The following is an 18403-nucleotide window of genomic DNA, read 5'->3' on the forward strand; positions in this document are numbered from 1 at the left end:
CTTCCCTCGCTTTAACCCTTTTTTGGGGGGATTTTTTTGCTACTTTTTTGGCTAAAACCGGCCCCCCAACCCCCCCCACGCCCACCCTCTGACAATGTGTCGGCTTGCATGGGACGGCTAAGACGCGGTGGGTCGGCGTTGAATCTGCCCTGCTCTCCGGCGAGGCAATCTGTCGGGGCGAGCGCTGCCATGCCCAGCCGGGACCGTCGGGCGCCATGGATGGCGCACGTCGAGCCCCCATGGACGGGTTTACGGCGCGTCCCGGCTGGGCATGGCAGCGCTCGCCCAACACGGGGCAGCGAATAGCCCAATGCAACCAGGGCAGCAATGTTTGGAGCCAGCCAGAGGCAGGCAATACACGAAACGAAGAAGGCCGCCTTTCGGCGGCCTTCGTTCTTGCTCCGGTAGGATCGCTTACTTCAGCTTGATCTCGCGCAGGCGCTCTTCCAGGAAGCCGTGGGCGGTGATCGGCTCCGGGTAGCGGCTCGGGTTTTCCGGGGTGATGCAGGTCGGCAGCACGTCGATCAGGAAATCCGGGTTCGGGTGCAGGAAGAACGGCACCGAATACCGCGGCTGGCGGGCCTGCTCGCCCGGGGGATTGACCACGCGGTGGATCGTCGACGGGTACACGTGGTTGGTCAGGCGCTGCAGCATGTCGCCAATGTTGACCACGATGGTGTCCGCGTCCGAGGTGAAGGGCACCCACTTGCCTTCATGCGACTGCACTTCCAGGCCGGCCGCGCTGGCGCCGACCAGCAGCGTGATGAAGTTGATGTCGCCGTGGGCACCGGCGCGCACGTTCGGGATGTTCTCGGCAGTGATCGGCGGGTAATGGATCGGGCGCAGGATCGAGTTGCCGTTGTTGGTCTTGTCCGCGAAGAAGTCTTCCGGCAGGCCGATGTGCAGCGCCAGGGCCGACAGGACGCGCGAACCCAGTTTATCCAGGGCCTGGTAGATGCCATAGCCACGCTCGCGGAAGCCCGGGACCTCGCTGGGCCACAGGTTCGGGGCCATCACGTCACGGTACTTGGAGTCGTCCGGAATCTCGCGACCGATGTGCCAGAACTCCTTCAGATCGAAGTGCTGCGAGCCCTTGGCCGTCTCCACGCCGAAGGCGGTGTAGCCGCGCGCGCCGCCGCTACCGGGCACGTGGTACTGGCGCTTGGTCTCTTCCGGCAGGGCGAAAAAGGCCTTGAAGACCTCATAGGCGGCGTCGATATCGGCCTGCGGAATGCCGTGGTTGCGGATGCCAGCAAAGCCCCATTCGCGGTAGGCCGCACCCAGCTCGGCCACGAACGCGTCGCGGTCGGTGTCAAAACGGGTGATGTCGAGGGTGGGGATCTGGCTCACAGCGATTCCTGCTTGTTCATGTGGTCGGTGGGCCAGCTGTGGCCCGGCTGAACATTGTGCCAGATCGGGCCACCCCCGCCACCGATACATTGATACAAACCGATACAATGCGCGCGCCCAGAAGGCCAGAACGGGCCACCGGCGACGCCCTGGCGCCGCCCCCATTACTCCTTGCGTCGCCCGGTCCGCCTCATGGATGCCCCTGCTCTCCCCCTCATCGCCGATGGCGTTGCGCTGACTCACGCCGGCAGCGGCGAGACCGTGCCGGGCCGTCCGCACTACCCCAAACCCACGGCACTGCACAGCGCATCGGATGCGCTGGCGCAAACCGCAGGCAACAACGACAGCCGCTCGCGTAGTGCGGGCGCTTTTTTACACATGGATTGTCCAACGATGAACGCGCCCCTGAAAATTCTCCACACGGAAGCCGCCAAGGGATTTGGTGGGCAGGAGATCTACATCTACCGCCACATGCTGGCCATGCGCGACCGCGGCCACGAGGTCTCCCTGCTCTGCCAGCCCGGCGCCCGCCTGGGCGAGATGGCGCGCGAAGCCGGCTTCACCGTCCACGCGCTGAAAATGGGCGGCCTGCTGCGCATGCTGCGGGGGATCTGGTCGGTCTCGCGCCTGGTACGCCGCCATGGCTACGATGTGGTCAACACCACCAGCCGCCGCGACAGTCTGATCGCCGCCGCCGGTGCCCGGCTCGGCGGGACGCCACTGGTGGTCCGCTCGCGCCACCTGATGAGCCCGATCAACTCGCTGCTGACCTACTCCGGCCTGCCCCATCGGGTGATGACGGTGAGCAGTTTCGTCAAGAAGCTGATGGTCAGCCGCGGCATCGAGGATGCGCACGTTGGCATCGTCCCGCCGATCGCGGTGCCGCCGCAGTGGTCGCAGATCGCCAAGCGCGACCCGTGGCAGTGCCTGCAGGACACCCGCGCGGACGTGCGCGCGGAGCTGGGCTTCAACGACGAACAGATCGTGGTCGGCTGCGTCGCCGTGCTGCGCGAGCCCAAGGGTCACCTGGAGCTGCTGCAGGCCATGGCGCCGCTTTGCCGCGCCGATCCGCGCGTGCAGCTGGTGATCGTCGGCGACGGCCAGCCGGTAATGGACCGCCTGATCGCGCTGCGCGAGCAGCTCGGCATTGCCGCGCAGGTGCATCTGCTCGGCTACCGCCACGGCGCTTGCCGGCTGATGACCGGCTTCGATATCTTCGCGCTCGCCACCCACAAGGAAGCCGCCGGCACGGTGTTCCTGGAAGCGGCGTATGTCGGCGTGCCGATCGTTGCGACCCGGGTGGGTGGCGTGCCGGAAATGGTGGTGGAAGGCAGCAATGCCCTGCTTGCTCCGCTGGGCGACCAGGCGGCGCTGACCGGCGCACTGCGCACCCTGATCGAACAGCCCGACCGCCGCCAGCAGATGGGCCTGGCGGGGTGGGAATGGATGCGCAGCGCACATCGTTTCACTCCGACCGGTCACACTGAAGCGACCGAACACTATTACCACCAGTGGTTGAAGGAACTGGGCCATGGCCAACGCTAGATCCGTCCCGGTGCTGATGCACCACCATGTGTCCCCGTCCCCGGGAATGATCACGGTCTCGCCGGAGAATTTTGAAAGCCAGATCGCCTGGCTGGCGGCCAACGGCTGGACATCGCTGACGCTGGACCAGTACGCCGACTTCCTCGCCGGCAAGCCGACCCCCGCCAAATCGATCGTGATCACCTTCGATGACGGCTATCTGGACAACTGGGTGTACGCGCACCCGATCCTGGCCAAGTACGGCATGCACGCGGTGGTGTTCGTGGTCACCGGCTGGATGGGCGAAGGCGATGTCCGCCCGCATGCCGGTCAGGCCGGCGCCACCCTGCCCGCAACGCCGGACCATCGCGGCTGCGAGGCCGCGATCCTGCGCGAAAACCGCCCGGACGAGGTGATGATGCGCTGGAGCGAAGCGCGCGAAATGATCGCGGCCGGCACGTTCGAGGTGCACTGCCACACCCACACGCACACGCGCTGGCTCAAGCAGGATATCTCCCGCGAGCACAAGCGCCAGGGCATCAGCGGCGACCTCTCGGTGGCACGCGACGTGCTGCAGCAGCAGTTGGGCGCGGTCTCGGACACGCTGTGCTGGCCGTACGGCGATTTCGACGAGGACTACGTGCAGATCGCACGGGCGCAGGGCTTCAACTACCTGCATACCACCCATCCGTTCGGCCGCAACGTGGTCGGCGGCGATCCGGGACACATCTACCGGTTCGCGATCCGCAACCGGCCGGCGAGCTGGCTGCGCAAGCGCATCGCCTACAGTTACCACCCGTTAATCTCCCCCCTGTTCAACCGCTTCAAGGCGAAGAAAAAGAAGATGGTGGCGGGGCCGTAACGCGCCACCGCGCTGCAACGAAAACGCCCCGGTCTCCCGGGGCGTTTTCAGTTTCCGGCATCGCTGCCCGGCTCAGGCCGAGGCAGCTGTCTTCACCGCTGCCGAGAGGCTGTCCAGCGTGGACTGCATCAGCTCGGCACTGTCGGCCTCGACGGTGACGCGCACCACCGGCTCTGTGCCCGACGGGCGCAGGAACGCACGCCCACGCCCCTTCACTGCGTGCTGCGCAGCCGCCAGCGCGGCCTGCACGCTCTCGGCCTGCACGGTCGCCTTGGCCGCGCCCTGCAAACGCACGTTGACGGTCTTCTGCGGCACCTTGTTGAGCACCGACAGCACCTGGCGCAGGGAGGTGCCATCACGGCGCAGCACTTCCAGCACCTGCAGCGCGCTGACGATCGCATCACCGGTGGTGGCGCGATCCAGACACAACAGGTGACCGGAGGCTTCGCCGCCGAGCACGCCATTGTTTTCCACCAGGGCCTGATGCACGTAGCGGTCACCAACGTTGCTGCGCTGGAACGGAATGTTCAGCCGTTCCAGTGCCTGCTCCAGGCCGAAGTTGGTCATCAGCGTACCGACCACCGGGCCATGCAGGCGACCGCTGCGCTGCCAGGCCTGGGCCAGCACGAACAGCAGGTCATCGCCATCGACCGGATTGCCCTGGTCATCGGCCATCAGCACGCGGTCGCCATCGCCGTCGAAGGCGATACCGAAATCGGCGCCGACCTCGCGCACTTTCGCCGCGAGATTGTCGATGTGCATCGAGCCGACGCCATCGTTGATGTTCAGACCGTTGGGCGCATCGCCGATGCTGATCACCTCCGCGCCCATCTCGCGGAACAGCAGCGGGGCGACGTGGTAGGTGGCGCCGTGCGCGCAGTCGAGCACGATCTTCAGCCCACGCAGATCGAACCCGCGCGGCACGCTGGCCTTGCAGAATTCGATGTAGCGACCGACCGCATCGCGGGCACGCATGGCCTTGCCCAGCCGCTCGGACTCGACCGTGGTGAAGGGCGCATCGAGCGCGGCTTCCAGCGCCAGCTCGGTGGCGTCATCGAGCTTCTCGCCGTCGGCGGAGAAGAACTTGATGCCGTTGTCGTAGTGCGGGTTGTGCGAGGCGCTGATGACGATGCCCGCATCCGCACCGAGGGTGCGGGTGAGGAAAGCCACCGCCGGCGTCGGCATCGGGCCGAGCAGCTGCACATCGGCACCGGCGGCGACCAGCCCGGCTTCCAGTGCGGCTTCGAACATGTAGCCGGAGATACGGGTGTCCTTGCCGATCACCACCACCGGGCGGTGCCCGTTGCGCTCGGTCAGCGCACGCCCGAGCGCATTGCCCAGGCGCAACACGAAATCGGCGGAGATGACGCCCTCACCGACCTTGCCGCGGATGCCGTCGGTGCCGAAATACTTGCGCGACGCCATCAGGCCGCCGCGTCCGGTGCCGGCGCAGGCTGGCGTGCCAGCATGGCCAGGATCTCGGACAGGCGATCGCGCATTTCGCGGCGGTCGCAGATCTGATCGATCGCACCGTGCTCGAGCAGGAACTCCGAGCGCTGGAAGCCTTCGGGCAGCTTTTCGCGCACGGTCTGCTCGATGACGCGCGGGCCGGCGAAGCCGATCAGCGCCTGCGGCTCGGCGATGTTGATATCGCCCAGCATCGCGAACGAGGCCGACACGCCACCGGTGGTCGGGTGGGTGAGCACCGAGATGTACGGCAGGCCGGCATCACGCAGGCGACCCAGCGCGGCCGAGGTCTTGGCCATCTGCATCAGCGAGAACAGGCCTTCCTGCATGCGCGCGCCGCCGCTGGCGGAGAAGCACACGTAGGGCGCACCGATCTCCAGCGCCTTTTCCGCGGCCAGCGAGAAACGCTCACCGACCACCGAGCCCATCGAGCCGCCCATGAAGGCGAAATCGAAGGCCGAGGCGACCAGCGGGCGGCCCTTCATCAGGCCCTGCATGGCGATCAGTGCGTCGTACTCGCCGGTGTTCTTCTGCGAGGCCTTGATGCGCTCGCTGTACTTCTTCTGGTCCTTGAACTTGAGCAGGTCCGTCGGCCCCAGGCGCGCACCGATCTCGGTGGTGCTGTCCGCATCGAACAGCGCGGCCAGGCGCGCACGCGCGCGGATGGCCATGTGGTGGCCACACTTGGGGCAGACTTCCAGGTTCTCTTCCAGCTCAGGACGGTAGAGCGCGCTGCCGCAGCTGCTGCACTTCTCCCACAGGCCCTCGGGGACGCTGCGCTTCTTGCTGGGGACGTTGTCGGTGCGGATGCCAGACGGCATCAACTTGCTGAGCCAACTCATGCGGGATGCTACTTCCGTTCAGGGCGGCCCGGGGGCCGCAAAGGCGGACAGTCTAGCTCACCGTTTCCATGCTCGGGCACCCCCCGGCGGTTGCCGGGGGGCTGGCGTAAACCATTCTGGTACGTACGTTTAGGAGCTTCAGGCGGCGTCGAGCGCGTGTCGCAGCGGCGTGAGGAAAGCCTGCGCGGTTGCTGCAGCGGCCGCCGCGTCGGGCGCCTCACCCAGTGCAGCCACCAGCGCACTGCCCACCACCACGCCATCGGCCTCCACGGCCATGGCCGCGGCACTGGCCGCATCCTTGATCCCGAAGCCGGCCACCACCGGTACGCTGGAGCGGCGGCGCAGGTCGCGCAGGCGGGCACTGGCGGCGCTGCTGTCCAGGCGATCGGACGCGCCGGTCACGCCGGCGAAACTGACGTAATACAGGTAGCCCTGGGCCATCGCGGACAGCGCATCCAGGCGCGCATCAGCGGTCGTCGGCGAGGCCAACAGGATCAGCGCCAGGCCGGCCGCGGTGAAGATCTCCCGGGTTTCGGCCGCTTCTTCCGGCGGCAGATCCACCAGCAGGATGCCGTCCACGCCGGCGGCAATGGCCGACTGCGCGAAGCGTTCCGTACCGTGGATCTCGATCGGGTTGAGATAGCCCATCAGCACCACCGGCGTGGTGGCATCGTCCTTGCGGAAGGCGGCGACAGTCTCCAGCACATAGCGCAGCCCTGCCCCACGCGCCAGCGCACGCTCGGAGCTGCGCTGGATGGTCGGGCCGTCGGCCATCGGGTCGGAGAACGGCACCCCGAGCTCGATCACGTCCGCACCGGCCGCGGCCAGTGCATGCATGACCGGCACGGTGGCTTCCAGGCCCGGATCGCCGGCGGTGATGAAGGGAATCAGCGCCTTGCGACGTTCATCGCGCAGGCGGGCAAAACAGGCATCGATACGGTCCACGGACATCTCAGGCACATCCTTCAATCAGTTCAACGGCGCCACTGGCGCCCCAGTACAGCTTCGATATCACCCCGTCGAAGATCTCCAGCCGGATCGCCAGATCCGAACCGGGGTCCTGCCAGGTCAGGTATTCGCCCGTTTCCGGGTCATAGGCATGCGGCGCGCGGGTGCTGCCGGTCGGCAGGCGCTTGAGCGCTTCATCCAACGTCATGCCCAGGCGCAGCCCGAACGGCCCCGGCTGGGTGATGGCCTCGTAGGACTCCTCGATCGGGGCCAGCTCGAAGCGCTGCACGTGGTCGTCCTCGACCATCATCGACACGCCTTCGGGCAGGTTGCCACGCTCGTAGTACTCGCAGGCGCCGTTGGGCTCGCCTTCGCTCAGGCCGGCCGAATGCCACGGGCCATCGGCGGCGAGCTCGGTGAAGCGCTGCCCGATGAGCACATCGCCGGCGTGATCCAGCGCGACCGAGACCACCGACGGCGCAGTGTCATCCGCAGCGGGCGGATCAGCAGCCTTGGGCGTTTCCGGCGCGTCCTCGATCGGGCGGTTGGCGATGTCATCGTCATTGCTCGCCAGCTCCCGCGCCGGTGCCACCTCGCCCACAGGCGCGGCAGGGGCCGGCAACACCGGCGGATCCGGCGGCGCGCAACCGGTCAGACCGACCACCATCAGCAGCGCACCTCCCTGGCGCAGCAGCGGATTCACAGCACCAGACCCTCCCGGGCAGCGATGGTGTGCACGTCTTTGTCGCCACGGCCGGACAGGTTGCACAGCACCAGCTTGTCGCGCGGCAGATCGCGCGCGATCTTGATCGCCTGGGCCACCGCATGGCTGGACTCCAGCGCGGCCAGGATGCCTTCGCTATGCGCGAGTTGGTGGAACGCGGCCAGCGCTTCGTCATCGGTGATGCCGACGTACTCGGCGCGGCCGGCATCGGCCAGGAACGCGTGCTCCGGGCCGACGCCCGGGTAATCCAGGCCGGCCGAGACCGAATGGGTTTCGGTGATCTGGCCGTCGTCGTCGCAGATCACATAGGTGCGGTTGCCGTGCAGCACGCCCGGGCGACCCGCCGCGATGGAGGCAGCATGGCGCCCGGTCTCGATGCCGTCGCCGGCCGCTTCGGCGCCGACGATGCGCACGTCACGGTCGTTGAGGAAGGCATGGAACAGACCGATTGCGTTGCTGCCGCCACCGACGCAGGCGGTGATCGCATCGGGCAGGCGGCCGTAGTCGGTCAGCATCTGCGCGCGTGCTTCGCGGCCGACGATGGCGTTGAAGTCACGCACCATGCGCGGATACGGGTCCGGGCCGGCGACGGTGCCGATGATGTAGAAGGTGTCGCGCACGTTGGTCACCCAGTCGCGCATCGCTTCGTTGAGTGCATCTTTGAGCGTGGCCGAGCCGGAGGTGACCGGCACCACCGTCGCCCCGAGCAGCTTCATGCGGTAGACGTTGATCTTCTGCCGTTCGATGTCGGTAGCACCCATGTACACCACGCATTCCAGGCCCAGGCGGGCGGCCACGGTGGCGCTGGCCACGCCGTGCTGGCCGGCGCCGGTCTCGGCGATGATGCGCGTCTTGCCCATCCGAGCAGCGAGCAGCGCCTGGCCGATCGTGTTGTTGATCTTGTGCGCGCCGGTGTGGTTCAGGTCCTCACGCTTGAGCAGGATCTGCGCGCCGCCGACCTGCTGGCTGAGGCGCTCGGCATGGTAAATCGGGCTGGGACGGCCCACGTAGTGGGTCAGGTCCTTGTCGTAGGCGGCGATGAAGGCCGGATCACGACGCGCTTGGTCATAGGCGGCAGCCAGCTCCTGCAACGGCCCGATCAGGGTCTCGGCGACGAAACTCCCGCCGTAGCGGCCGAAATGGCCGTTGGCATCGGGGTAGGCATGGAAATCGACGATGGGGGAGACGGGGGAAGCAGACATAGCGCGACAGCCGGTGGAGACAGGCTGACAATTTAACGCACCTGTCATGACAGGAATATCGATAATATCTCCCACGACCTGTCAGGAAAACTCACATGACCGACGGACCGTTGCCCCCGCTCAATGCCCTGCGCAGCTTTGAAGCGGCCGCCCGGCTGGGCGGGGTTGGACGTGCCGCCGAGGCACTGCATGTCACCCATGGCGCGATCAGCCGCCAACTGCGCCTGCTGGAGGAACACCTCGGCGTCGTGCTGTTCCAGCGCGAAGGGCGTGGGCTGCGCCTGACCCGCGCCGGCGAGGATCTGCAGGCCGCCTGCGAAGGTGCCTTCGACCAGATCCGCGAGGCGGTGGTGGCGCTCAAGCGCCAACAGCGGCCCGAAGCGTTGGTGCTCGGCTGCAGCGGCAGCATCCTGGCGCGCTGGATGATTCCCCGCCTGCAGGCGCTGCAGAGCGCCCTGCCCCAGCTGCCGCTGCATTGGTCCGCCCAGGACGGGAGCTTCACCGCCGAGCAGCAGGGCCTGGATGCGGTCCTGCTGCTCGCTCAGCCGCCGTGGCCACGCGGTTGGCAGGTGCGCGAACTGGCGCCGGAGCGGGTGGGCGTGGTGGTGAGTCCGCAGCACCCGGCCGCGGTGCGGCTGGCGCATCAGCCGCCCTCCTCCTTGTTGGGCGAATCGCTGCTGCATACGACCTCACGTCCGCAGGCGTGGCCGGCCTGGGCCCTGTCGCATGGGCTGGAGCCGGCACAGCTGCAACTGGGCAGTGGCTTCGAGCATCTGTATTACCTGCTGGAAGCGGCGGTCGCCGGACTGGGCGTGGCGATCGCGCCAGAGCCGCTCGTGGCCGATGAGCTGGCCGCCGGCCGGCTGCTGGCACCCTGGGGATTCGGCGCGACCGGGGGGTTCTGGGTACTGGCAACGCCGGACGGTGCGGCCGATCCGCGGGTGGATGCGCTGGCCGGGTGGCTGCAGGAGCAGCTGAAGGGGTGAGTGCGCGGGTGTATCAGGCTGCTGGCCAGCGGCCGGCACTACCGGGTGCTGGGCGACCCGCACAAGGCAGGCTGATCAATCCGCTTCGTGGCAGTCCGCGCGACGCACTTCTTCGACGAACTTGCGCATCTTGTAGCCGTCCTTGATGCCCGGTTCGGATTCGATGCCACTGGACACATCCACACCCCACGGCAGCGTGGCCACGATCGCGTCGAACACGTTGTCCGGGGTGATCCCGCCAGCGAGCAGGAACGGACGATGCAGGCCGGTCGGCAGGCGGGTCCAGTCGAAGGCGACGCCGGTGCCACCGCCGCCACCGGGGGCGTGGCTGTCGAACAGGAAGCCGGCCGCGCTGGGATAACGCAGTTGCAGCTGGCGGGCATTGACCTCGTCCTTGCCGCCCATCGCCACGGCCTTGAGGTACGGCATGTTGAAGCTGCGGCAGAACGATTCGTCTTCGTCACCGTGGAACTGCAGCAGGGTCGGCCGCACGGTGCGCAGCACTTCGCGCACCTCTTCCTTGGTGTTGTCGCGGAACAGGGCGACCACGTCGACCATCGGGGCGATTGCCTGGCGCATGGCGCGCGCCTCCGCCGGCGCAACCCGGCGTTTGCTCTCGCGGGCGAAGATGAAACCGACCGCGTCCACGCCGAGCTCGCCGGCCAGGCGCACATCGCCGGCACGGGTCATGCCGCAGAACTTGATACGGGTGCGGTAGAAGGAGCGGCTCATAAGGTGACCTCGGCAGGCAGCTGCCAGTTGTCGGGGTACAGGGGACCAACGAAGACCAATCCCTGCGGCGGGGCAGTCGGGCCGGCCACGGTGCGGTCGCGCCCGGCCAGCAGTTGCCCCATCCACGCGACCGGCTGCTCACCACAACCGACCAGGATCAATGAACCGACGATATTGCGCACCATGTGATGAAGGAATGCATTGGCCTGAACGGCGACCTCCACGACCTCGCCCTGACGGTTCACCGAGAGCGACTGCATGTGCCGGCGCGCGTGCAGGGCCTCGCACTGCACGCTGCGGAAGGCGCTGAAGTCGTTCTCACCCAACAGGGCCTGACCGGCCGCGTGCATCAGCTCGGCATCCAGCGGTCTGCGCTCCCAGCTCAGGGTCTGCCGATAGAGTGCCGGGCGGACCTGGCGGTTGAGCAGGCGGTAGCGGTAGCGGCGCGCGCGCGCGGCGAAGCGCGCATGGAACTCGTCGGCCACCGGTACGCACCAGCGCACAGCGATGGAGCGCGGCAGGCGCGTGGTGGTGCCCAGCATCCAGCTGCGCGGATCACGCACGACATCGGTATCGAAATGCACGACCTGGCATTCACCGTGCACCCCGGCATCGGTACGTCCCGCACACACGACCTGGATCGGCGCATTGGCCACCGAGGACAGCGCATCCTGCAGGCTGGCCTGCACGCTTGGGCAGCCGCTCTCACCGAGCTGCTGCCAGCCTTTGAATTCGCTGCCGTCGTATTCCACGCCCAGTGCGTAGCGCATGGTGAACCTCTGTGTTTTCGGGAAAACCGGCGCAGGCGCCGGGTGTTGCATCACGCAGCGTCGCGTTCGGACCAGACGGCCAGCTCGTTGCCGCCCGGTTCCACGAACTGGAACCGGCTGCCGCCGGGGAAGGCAAACACCGGTTTGATGATCTGTCCGCCCTGGGCCAGCACGGCGTTGAGCATGGGCTGCAGATCATCGGCGTAGATCACCAGCAGCGGCGCGCCACCGGCCGAAGCGGTCTGCGGCTCCGCCCGGAAAAAACCGCCCTGGAAGCGGCCGTCGTCGAAGGCGGTGTAATCGGGGCCGTAATCCACGAACGACCAGCCGAACACCTGCTCGAAGAAACGGCGACTGGCGGCAGGATCACGCGAGGCGAACTCAACGTAGTCCAGACGGCGTTCCCGCACTGCTACCGGGCGGGCGTCGCTCATCCCAGTCGCGCCAGCAGTTCGCGCGCTTCGGCCTGGCTGTGCGGGTCGGCGCCCACGGCGACTTCCTGCAGCAGGGTGCGGGCAGTCTCGGCATCGCCAAGGTCCAGGTAGGCGATGGCCAGTTCCAGTCGATCACGACCGGGGCTGCCGATCGGCGCGACCGGGGCGTTGTCGGCGACCGGATCGGCACCGTCAGGGATGTCGTCATGGGCGGCCATCACCGGCTCAGCGTCGGCCGCGAGGGTGTCATCGCTTTCGACTGCCGGACGTTCGGCAGTCGCGGTTTCATCAGGGAATTCGAACACACCGCGGAACGACGGCTGCGCGGCAGCTTCCAGCGCATGCGCTGGCGGCTCGATCAGCGGCGTCGGCTCGCGGAACAGCGCATCGTCCACGTTCACATGCTGGGCGTCGGCCTCGATGCTGTACGCAGACGCCGCCGTCGCCTCTACCTCGGGCAACACCGGCGCTTCGTCCGTCGCGGTCGCACTCCAGCGAGGATCGTCGAGGGCATCATGCGGATCGGCGTCGTGCGTGGATGACGCCAGCGAGAAGACCGGCTCGCGGCGCAGCCCGGCATAGACGTCGGCCTCTGCAATGGCCTCTTCGTCGGGTGCGCGGTGTGCGTCATCGCGTTGCGCAGCCAGTTCATCCACATCCTCCGTGGCTGGCACGGCAGCCGCCAGCGAGGCACCGTCGAGCCCATCGCGTGACAGCGGCGGCAGCGGCGATGGCTTGCGCCGCCGCACCAGCGCCCAACCACCCACCACCAGCAGCAATACGACCAGGCCGAGCCAGTACCAGCCACCGCCGGCGCTGTCACGCGTGCCGGGTGCCTGCTCCAGTCGCTGTTGCGCAGCGGCCAGGTCGTTGTCCTTCATCGTGATCAGCGACTGCTGCTGGGCCTTGAGCTTTTCCAGCTCGGCCACGCGCTCGCGCAGTTCCTGGATCTCGGCATCGCGCGTGGCCACGTCTTCCTTGGCCTGTCGCAGTTGTTCGTTACCCAGCATGTCGCCCTCGGTGCCGGCAGCGGTGCCGGTGGTTGTGCCTGCGGTGGTGCCGGCGGCGGCGACGGCCGGCGCGATTTCCAGGCGTGCGCCCTGGCCAGCGGCGGTCGGTGCGGCCGGGGCCGGAGACGGCGCGGCGGCCACCCCGCTGTCGGCGGGCTGCGGGATCGCAGCGCGCGACTGCCGCCATTGCGCGGTGTGCTCGCGCACGATCGCCGCAGCCTGTTGTGCATCGATCTGGGCAAGCCCATCGGCGCCCGGCGTGCGCAGCACCGCACCCTGCTTGAGCAGGTTCACGTTGCCACGGATGAAGGCCTCGGGATTGGCCCGCAGCAGCGCGATCATCGCCTGGTCGCGGTTGATGCCCTGCTCGCGCGCCAGCGAACCGGCGATCTGCGAGAGCGTCTGTCCGCGCTGGACGGTGACGCTGCCATCGGCGGCGACGGGCGCGGCCGGGGCGGCCTGTGCAGCCCTCGGCGCGGCCGGCCGGGGTGCGGCGGCGGGTTCAGCACGGCGCGGCGGCGCAGCGACGGCTGCCGCCTCCGGCGCAGGCTCACGGATGATGGCGTTGGACATCGCGCCCGCCGGGGCGACGATCTCCGGCTCGGCCACGGCAGCGGCGCTGTTGGGCGCATCCACCAGGGCGGAATATTCACGGACCAGACGGCCCTGCCCCCAATCGGCTTCGATCAGGAAATTCAACGACGGCGTCGCCACCGGCGCCTGGCTGCTGACGCGCACCACGGCGCGGCCCTGCGCATTACGGGTCAACTCAAACTGCAGCTCGCTGACCAGCCCGGACGGCGGCTCCAGCCCGACCCGTGCGAAGGTCGCCGGGGAAGCCAGCGCGACGCGCAGGTTCTCCAGCTCGGACGGATCGGCGGAAATGACCGGAATCTCGGCCAGCAACGGCTGGCCCGGCTTGGACAGCACCCGGATATCGCCCAGGCCCAGGGCCATGGCGGAACTGCTGGCCAGGGCCAGCAGCAGCGTCGACACATACTTGAGCGGACGCACTGCGCCCGGAACCCGGTTCTTCATGGCGGCCAATATAACGGCTCCCCCCGTGATCGGCGATGTTTCGATGCGGGTGGTCGGCGCCATCCCCATGCCGCCGACCACCACGCGATCAGCCTTCGGCGGCGACCAGCTCGGCCAACTGCACGGCATTGAGGGCGGCGCCCTTGCGGATGTTGTCCGAGACGATCCACAGGTTCAGGCCACGCGGGTGCGACAGATCCTCGCGGATGCGGCCGACGTACACCGCATCGGTGCCCGAGGCATGGGTGACCGGGGTCGGATAACCACCGGCCTCGTGCTTGTCCACCACTTCCACGCCCGGCGAACGTGCCAGCAGCTCACGCGCGGCATCCGGGGTGACCTTGTCGCGGGTTTCGATGGTGACCGCCTCGGAGTGACCATAGAACACCGGCACGCGCACGGCGGTCGGGTTCACCAGGATGCTGTCATCGCCGAGAATCTTGCGCGTTTCCCAGACCAGCTTCATTTCTTCCTTGGTGAAGCCGTTCTCCAGGAAATCATCGATGTGCGGGATCAGGTTGAACGCGATCTGCACCGGGAAGCGCTGCGGATCGATTTCCTGGAAGCTGAGCAGCTGGCCGGTCTGCTTGCCGAGTTCTTCCAGCGCCGAGCGACCGCCGCCGGACACCGACTGGTAGGTCGCCACGTTGATGCGCTCGATGCCGTACTGGCGGTGCAGCGGCGCGAGTGCGACCAGCATCTGCATGGTCGAGCAGTTCGGGTTGGCGATGATTCCGCGTGGGCGGCTCTTCAACGCTTCCGGGTTCACTTCGGAGACGACCAGCGGCACGTCATCGTCGTAACGGAAGGCCGAGGAGTTGTCGATCACCACCGCACCAGCGGCGGCGAACTTCGGGCCGAACTCCTTGGAGACGCTGCCACCGGCGGAGAACAGCGCGATGTCCACACCGTTCGGGTCGAAGGTGCTCAGGTCCTGGACCTTGATCTTCTCGCCCTGGTACTCGATCTCGCCACCGGCCGAACGCGAGGACGCGAGCAGGCTCAGCGTGGCGATCGGGAAGTTGCGCTCGGCCAGGATGGCCAGCATGGTTTCGCCGACAGCACCGGTGGCACCGACGACGGCGACGTGGAAACGACGATCTGGATTGCTCATGAGAACCTCTGTTGGGTGTACCGACCCGTGGCCGATACGTAACGTGCGTTGGGGATGTGTACCGACCAACGATCGGTACCTGCCGTGCCTTGGAGATATGTGCCGACCATCGGTCGGTACCTACCGGTTCGGGAACCTCGCCTGTTGGCCAGCGCGGTTCCCTATCGTTTTGCGTCGCCGATTTTCTTGCCGCCCACGGTCGCGCCGCCGGTTTTCACGGCAGCGACAGCGTCGGCGTTGATCGCGCTCGGCGGGTGGCCGGCATCCGGGCCCTGCCCCAGTGCGGCGGTCAGGTTGTCCACGGCCAGCTGCACCATCGCCCGGCGGGTGGCCTGGCTGGCGCTGCCGATGTGCGGGGTCAGCACGATGTTGCGCAGGGCCAGCAGCTCCGGGCGCACCGTCGGCTCACCTTCGAAGACGTCCAGCCCGGCCGCGGCGAGACGGCCGTTGGCCAGTGCATCGGCGAGCGCCAGCTCATCCACGATGCCGCCGCGGGCGATGTTGATCAGCGTGGCGGTCGGCTTCATCTTCGCCAGTGCATCGGCATCGATGATGTGGTGCGAGGCGGCGTTGTACGGCAGTACCAGCACAAGATGATCGGCCTGCGCCAGCAGCGTATCCAGGTCCACATACTGCGCGCCGACCTCGGCCTCGGTGGCCTCGGGCAGCTGCGAACGGTTGTGGTACAGCACGCGCATGCCGAAGCCGTGCGCACCGCGACGGGCGATGCCCTGGCCGATGCGGCCCATGCCGAGGATGCCCAGCGTGCTGCCGTGGATGTCCGCACCGAGCATGGTCTGGAACGACCATTGCCCCCATTGGCCATCGCGCAGCCAGCGCTCGGACTCGGTGATGCGGCGCGCGGCAGCCATCAGCAGCGCGAAGCCGAGGTCGGCCGTGGTTTCGGTCAGCACTTCCGGGGTATTGCTGGCCAGGATGCCGGCGGCGCTGAGCGCGTCGATATCCAGGTTGTTGTAACCCACACCGACGTTGGCGATCGCGCGCAGCCGGGGCGCGTTGGCGATCTCGGCCGCACCGATGCGTTCGTTGAGGGTGATCAGCGCGCCGTCGACGTGGGCCAGCTGTTCGGCCAGTGTCTGCGGCGTATAGCGGGTGACGTCGCCGGTCATGGTCAGGTCGAAATGCTGCCCGAGCTGTTCGACGACATCGTCGAACAGGGGCTGGCTGACCCAGACCTTGGGGCGCCGATCAGCCATCGATCGTGCCCGGAATACGTGGCGTGATCTCGCCGACATCGCCGCACTGGGCGCGGTGGCGCAGCGCCTGGTCCATCAGCACCAGCGCCATCATCGCCTCGGCGATCGGCGTGGCGCGGATGCCCACGCACGGATCGTGACGACCGGTGGTGATCACCTCGACCGAGGCACCGCGGGCATCCACCGTGGCACCGGGCAGGCGCAGGCTCGAGGTCGGCTTGAGCACGATCGAGGCGGTGACCTGCTGGCCGGTGGAGATGCCACCGAGAATGCCGCCGGCATGGTTGCTGGCAAACCCCTGCGGGGTGAGCAGGTCACGGTGTTCGGTGCCCTTCTGCGCGGCACTGGCAAAGCCGTCGCCGATCTCCACGCCCTTCACCGCATTGATGCTCATCAGCGCGGCCGCCAGATCGCCATCGAGCTTGCCGTAGATCGGCTCGCCCCAGCCCGGCGGTACGCCGTCAGCCACCACGTTGACGCGCGCACCGACCGAATCACCGGACTTGCGCAGCGCATCCATGTAGCTCTCCAGCGCAGGCACCTGATCGGCGACCGGCCAGAAGAACGGATTGTCTTCGACCGCCGACCAGTCGAACCCGGTCGGGGTGATCTCGCCCAGCTGCGAGAGATAGCCACGCACGGTGACGCCATGACGCTGCAGCAGCCACTTCTTGGCGATCACACCGGCAGCGACGCGCATGGTGGTTTCGCGCGCGGAGGAACGACCACCGCCGCGCGGATCGCGGATGCCGTACTTCTGCCAGTAGCTGTAGTCGGCATGGCCCGGGCGGAACTGCTGGGCGATGTTGCTGTAATCCTTGCTGCGCTGATCGGTATTGCGGATCAGCAGCCCGATCGGGGTGCCGGTGGTGCGGCCCTCGTACACCCCGGACAGGATCTCGATCTCATCCGCTTCACGCCGCGCCGAGGTGTGCCGGCTCTTGCCGGTCGCCCGCCGCTGCAGGTCATGGGCGAATTCGTCGGCGCTGATCTCCAGCCCCGGCGGACAGCCGTCCACCACGCAGCCGATCGCCGGACCGTGCGATTCGCCGAAAGTGGTGACGGTCAGCAGTTTGCCGAAGCTGTTGGAACTCACGGCCGCTGCGCTGCCAGTTCGGTGATGCGGGCGCTGTGCGCGATCAGTTCGCGGCACTCCACGGCGAAGATGCCCATCTGGCCGACCTTGAACTCGACCCAGCGGAAATCCACTTCCGGCAGCAGCTTGTACAGGTGCTGCTCGGACTCGCCCACTTCACAGATCAGCAGGCCGTCCTCGCTCAGGTGCAGCGGGGCGTCGCGCAGGATCTTCAGCACCAGGTCCAGGCCGTCGTCGCCGGCACGCAGGCCCATTTCCGGCTCGTAGGCGTATTCCTGCGGCAGGGCATCGGTCTCGTCGTTGGTGACGTACGGGGGATTGGTGACGATCAGATCGTAATGACGCCCGGTCAGGCCGTTGAACAGGTCGGACTTGAGCAGGGTGACGTTGGACGTCTGCAGGCGTTCCTTGTTTTCTTCGGCCAGCGACAGTGCTTCGTCGCTGAGGTCGACGCCGTCCACTTCCCAGTTCGGGTAGTAGTGGCCCATGGCGATGGCGATGCAGCCCGAGCCGGTGCACAGGTCGAGGGCGCGATGGACATCGCGGCCGGCCAGCCACGGTTCGAAGCCGCACTCGATCAGTTCGGCGATCGGCGAGCGCGGCACCAGGGCACGCGTGTCGCTCTTGAAGCTCAGGCCGGCGAACCAGGCCTCACCGGTGAGGTAGGCGGCCGGGATGCGCTCGTCGATGCGGCGCTGGAACAGCTCCAGCACGCGGACCTTTTCGTCCTGCAGCAGGCGCGCCTGGCCGTAGGCGGGGCCGAGGTCATGCGGGAGGTGCAAGCTGTGCAGGACGAGCTGGGTGGCTTCGTCCAGGGCGTTGTCGTAGCTGTGCCCGAAGGTCAGCCCTGCGGCGTTGAAACGGCTGGTGCCGTAGCGGATCAGGTCGATGATCGTGTGGAGTTCGGCGGCCGTTTCGGCGGTCATGGCGGGGCAACAGGCAATGTGGCCCCCGATTATAGGCGCTGGGGCGGGCCTGGGCATCCGTTGCAGTCGAAACGAGCCGGAGCCGGAGCCAGGGCCACGGCCACGGCCACGGCGAGGATCAAGACACAAGCCAATGCGGCGGTTGCCAGTCCGTGGGCTGG

The 18403-nt window shown here is 67.6% G+C and carries 17 protein-coding genes; 3 read left to right on the forward strand and 14 right to left on the reverse strand.

The features are described from left to right. Positions 1-414 precede the first annotated feature (414 nt). Positions 415-1350 carry a 2-oxoglutarate and iron-dependent oxygenase domain-containing protein gene (locus ABE463_RS18320; protein WP_259261436.1) on the reverse strand — a complete coding sequence of 312 codons (936 nt, stop codon included), beginning with the start codon at positions 1348-1350 and terminating at the stop codon, positions 415-417. Positions 1351-1743: 393 nt separating this feature from the next. On the opposite strand from ABE463_RS18320, the gene ABE463_RS18325 reads away from it, so the two are divergent. Then, positions 1744-2895, forward strand: coding sequence for a glycosyltransferase family 4 protein (locus ABE463_RS18325; RefSeq protein ID WP_346469114.1), 1152 nt, complete (start codon positions 1744-1746; stop codon positions 2893-2895). Next, positions 2882-3736 carry a polysaccharide deacetylase family protein gene (locus ABE463_RS18330; protein ID WP_346469115.1) on the forward strand — a complete coding sequence of 285 codons (855 nt, stop codon included), beginning with the start codon at positions 2882-2884 and terminating at the stop codon, positions 3734-3736. Before ABE463_RS18325 ends, ABE463_RS18330 begins: the two co-directional genes overlap by 14 nt. A 72-nt stretch (positions 3737-3808) precedes the next feature. On the opposite strand, the gene glmM is transcribed toward ABE463_RS18330, so the two are convergent. The 5 genes from glmM to trpB all read right to left on the reverse strand — a co-directional run bounded on the left by glmM (position 3809) and on the right by trpB (position 8919). Beyond that, the gene (gene glmM, locus ABE463_RS18335) at positions 3809-5161 is read right to left on the reverse strand and encodes a phosphoglucosamine mutase (RefSeq protein ID WP_346469116.1); all 1353 of its coding nucleotides are present in this window, start codon (positions 5159-5161) and stop codon (positions 3809-3811) included. Beyond that, complete coding sequence (gene accD, locus ABE463_RS18340; protein WP_019182669.1) at positions 5161-6045, reverse strand: acetyl-CoA carboxylase, carboxyltransferase subunit beta; 885 nt, start codon at positions 6043-6045, stop codon at positions 5161-5163. The genes glmM and accD overlap by 1 nt, the downstream gene beginning before the upstream one ends. 138 nt (positions 6046-6183) lie before the next feature. Continuing rightward, entirely contained in the window at positions 6184-6996 is an 813-nt protein-coding gene (trpA, locus tag ABE463_RS18345; RefSeq protein WP_259261432.1) for a tryptophan synthase subunit alpha, read from the reverse strand. Position 6997: 1 nt separating this feature from the next. Further along, a complete protein-coding gene (locus ABE463_RS18350; RefSeq protein WP_346469117.1) occupies positions 6998-7696 on the reverse strand; it encodes a hypothetical protein in 699 nt (232 codons plus the stop codon). Continuing rightward, positions 7693-8919: a tryptophan synthase subunit beta gene (gene trpB / locus ABE463_RS18355; protein WP_121038450.1), complete on the reverse strand. Its 1227-nt coding sequence runs from the start codon at positions 8917-8919 to the stop codon at positions 7693-7695. Before trpB ends, ABE463_RS18350 begins: the two co-directional genes overlap by 4 nt. A gap of 95 nt (positions 8920-9014) precedes the next feature. On the opposite strand from trpB, the gene ABE463_RS18360 reads away from it, so the two are divergent. Continuing rightward, positions 9015-9905, forward strand: a complete 891-nt coding sequence (locus ABE463_RS18360; protein WP_346469118.1) for a LysR family transcriptional regulator — start codon at positions 9015-9017, stop codon at positions 9903-9905. A gap of 75 nt (positions 9906-9980) precedes the next feature. On the opposite strand, the gene ABE463_RS18365 is transcribed toward ABE463_RS18360, so the two are convergent. From ABE463_RS18365 to prmB, 8 genes are all read right to left on the reverse strand, one after another. Next, a complete protein-coding gene (locus ABE463_RS18365) occupies positions 9981-10637 on the reverse strand; it encodes a phosphoribosylanthranilate isomerase (RefSeq protein WP_088433287.1) in 657 nt (218 codons plus the stop codon). After that, positions 10634-11407 carry a tRNA pseudouridine(38-40) synthase TruA gene (gene truA / locus ABE463_RS18370; protein ID WP_346469120.1) on the reverse strand — a complete coding sequence of 258 codons (774 nt, stop codon included), beginning with the start codon at positions 11405-11407 and terminating at the stop codon, positions 10634-10636. The genes ABE463_RS18365 and truA overlap by 4 nt, the downstream gene beginning before the upstream one ends. Positions 11408-11457: 50 nt before the next feature. Further along, positions 11458-11841 (reverse strand): VOC family protein, encoded by a 384-nt coding sequence (locus ABE463_RS18375; protein WP_259261429.1) that lies wholly within the window; start codon positions 11839-11841, stop codon positions 11458-11460. Further along, positions 11838-13889, reverse strand: a complete 2052-nt coding sequence (locus ABE463_RS18380; protein ID WP_346469121.1) for a FimV/HubP family polar landmark protein — start codon at positions 13887-13889, stop codon at positions 11838-11840. Before ABE463_RS18380 ends, ABE463_RS18375 begins: the two co-directional genes overlap by 4 nt. Positions 13890-13977: 88 nt before the next feature. Continuing rightward, positions 13978-15003, reverse strand: a complete 1026-nt coding sequence (locus ABE463_RS18385) for an aspartate-semialdehyde dehydrogenase (protein WP_346469122.1) — start codon at positions 15001-15003, stop codon at positions 13978-13980. Positions 15004-15164: 161 nt separating this feature from the next. Then, complete coding sequence (locus ABE463_RS18390; RefSeq protein ID WP_346469123.1) at positions 15165-16220, reverse strand: D-glycerate dehydrogenase; 1056 nt, start codon at positions 16218-16220, stop codon at positions 15165-15167. Next, the gene (gene aroC, locus ABE463_RS18395; RefSeq protein WP_346469124.1) at positions 16213-17316 is read right to left on the reverse strand and encodes a chorismate synthase; all 1104 of its coding nucleotides are present in this window, start codon (positions 17314-17316) and stop codon (positions 16213-16215) included. The genes ABE463_RS18390 and aroC overlap by 8 nt, the downstream gene beginning before the upstream one ends. Further along, complete coding sequence (prmB, locus tag ABE463_RS18400) at positions 17313-18242, reverse strand: 50S ribosomal protein L3 N(5)-glutamine methyltransferase (protein WP_259261424.1); 930 nt, start codon at positions 18240-18242, stop codon at positions 17313-17315. Before prmB ends, aroC begins: the two co-directional genes overlap by 4 nt. Between the last annotated feature and the right edge of the window lie 161 nt (positions 18243-18403).

It is taken from the genome of Stenotrophomonas sp. TWI819, from assembly GCF_039673075.1.
Classification (GTDB): Bacteria; Pseudomonadota; Gammaproteobacteria; order Xanthomonadales; family Xanthomonadaceae; genus Stenotrophomonas; species Stenotrophomonas rhizophila_B.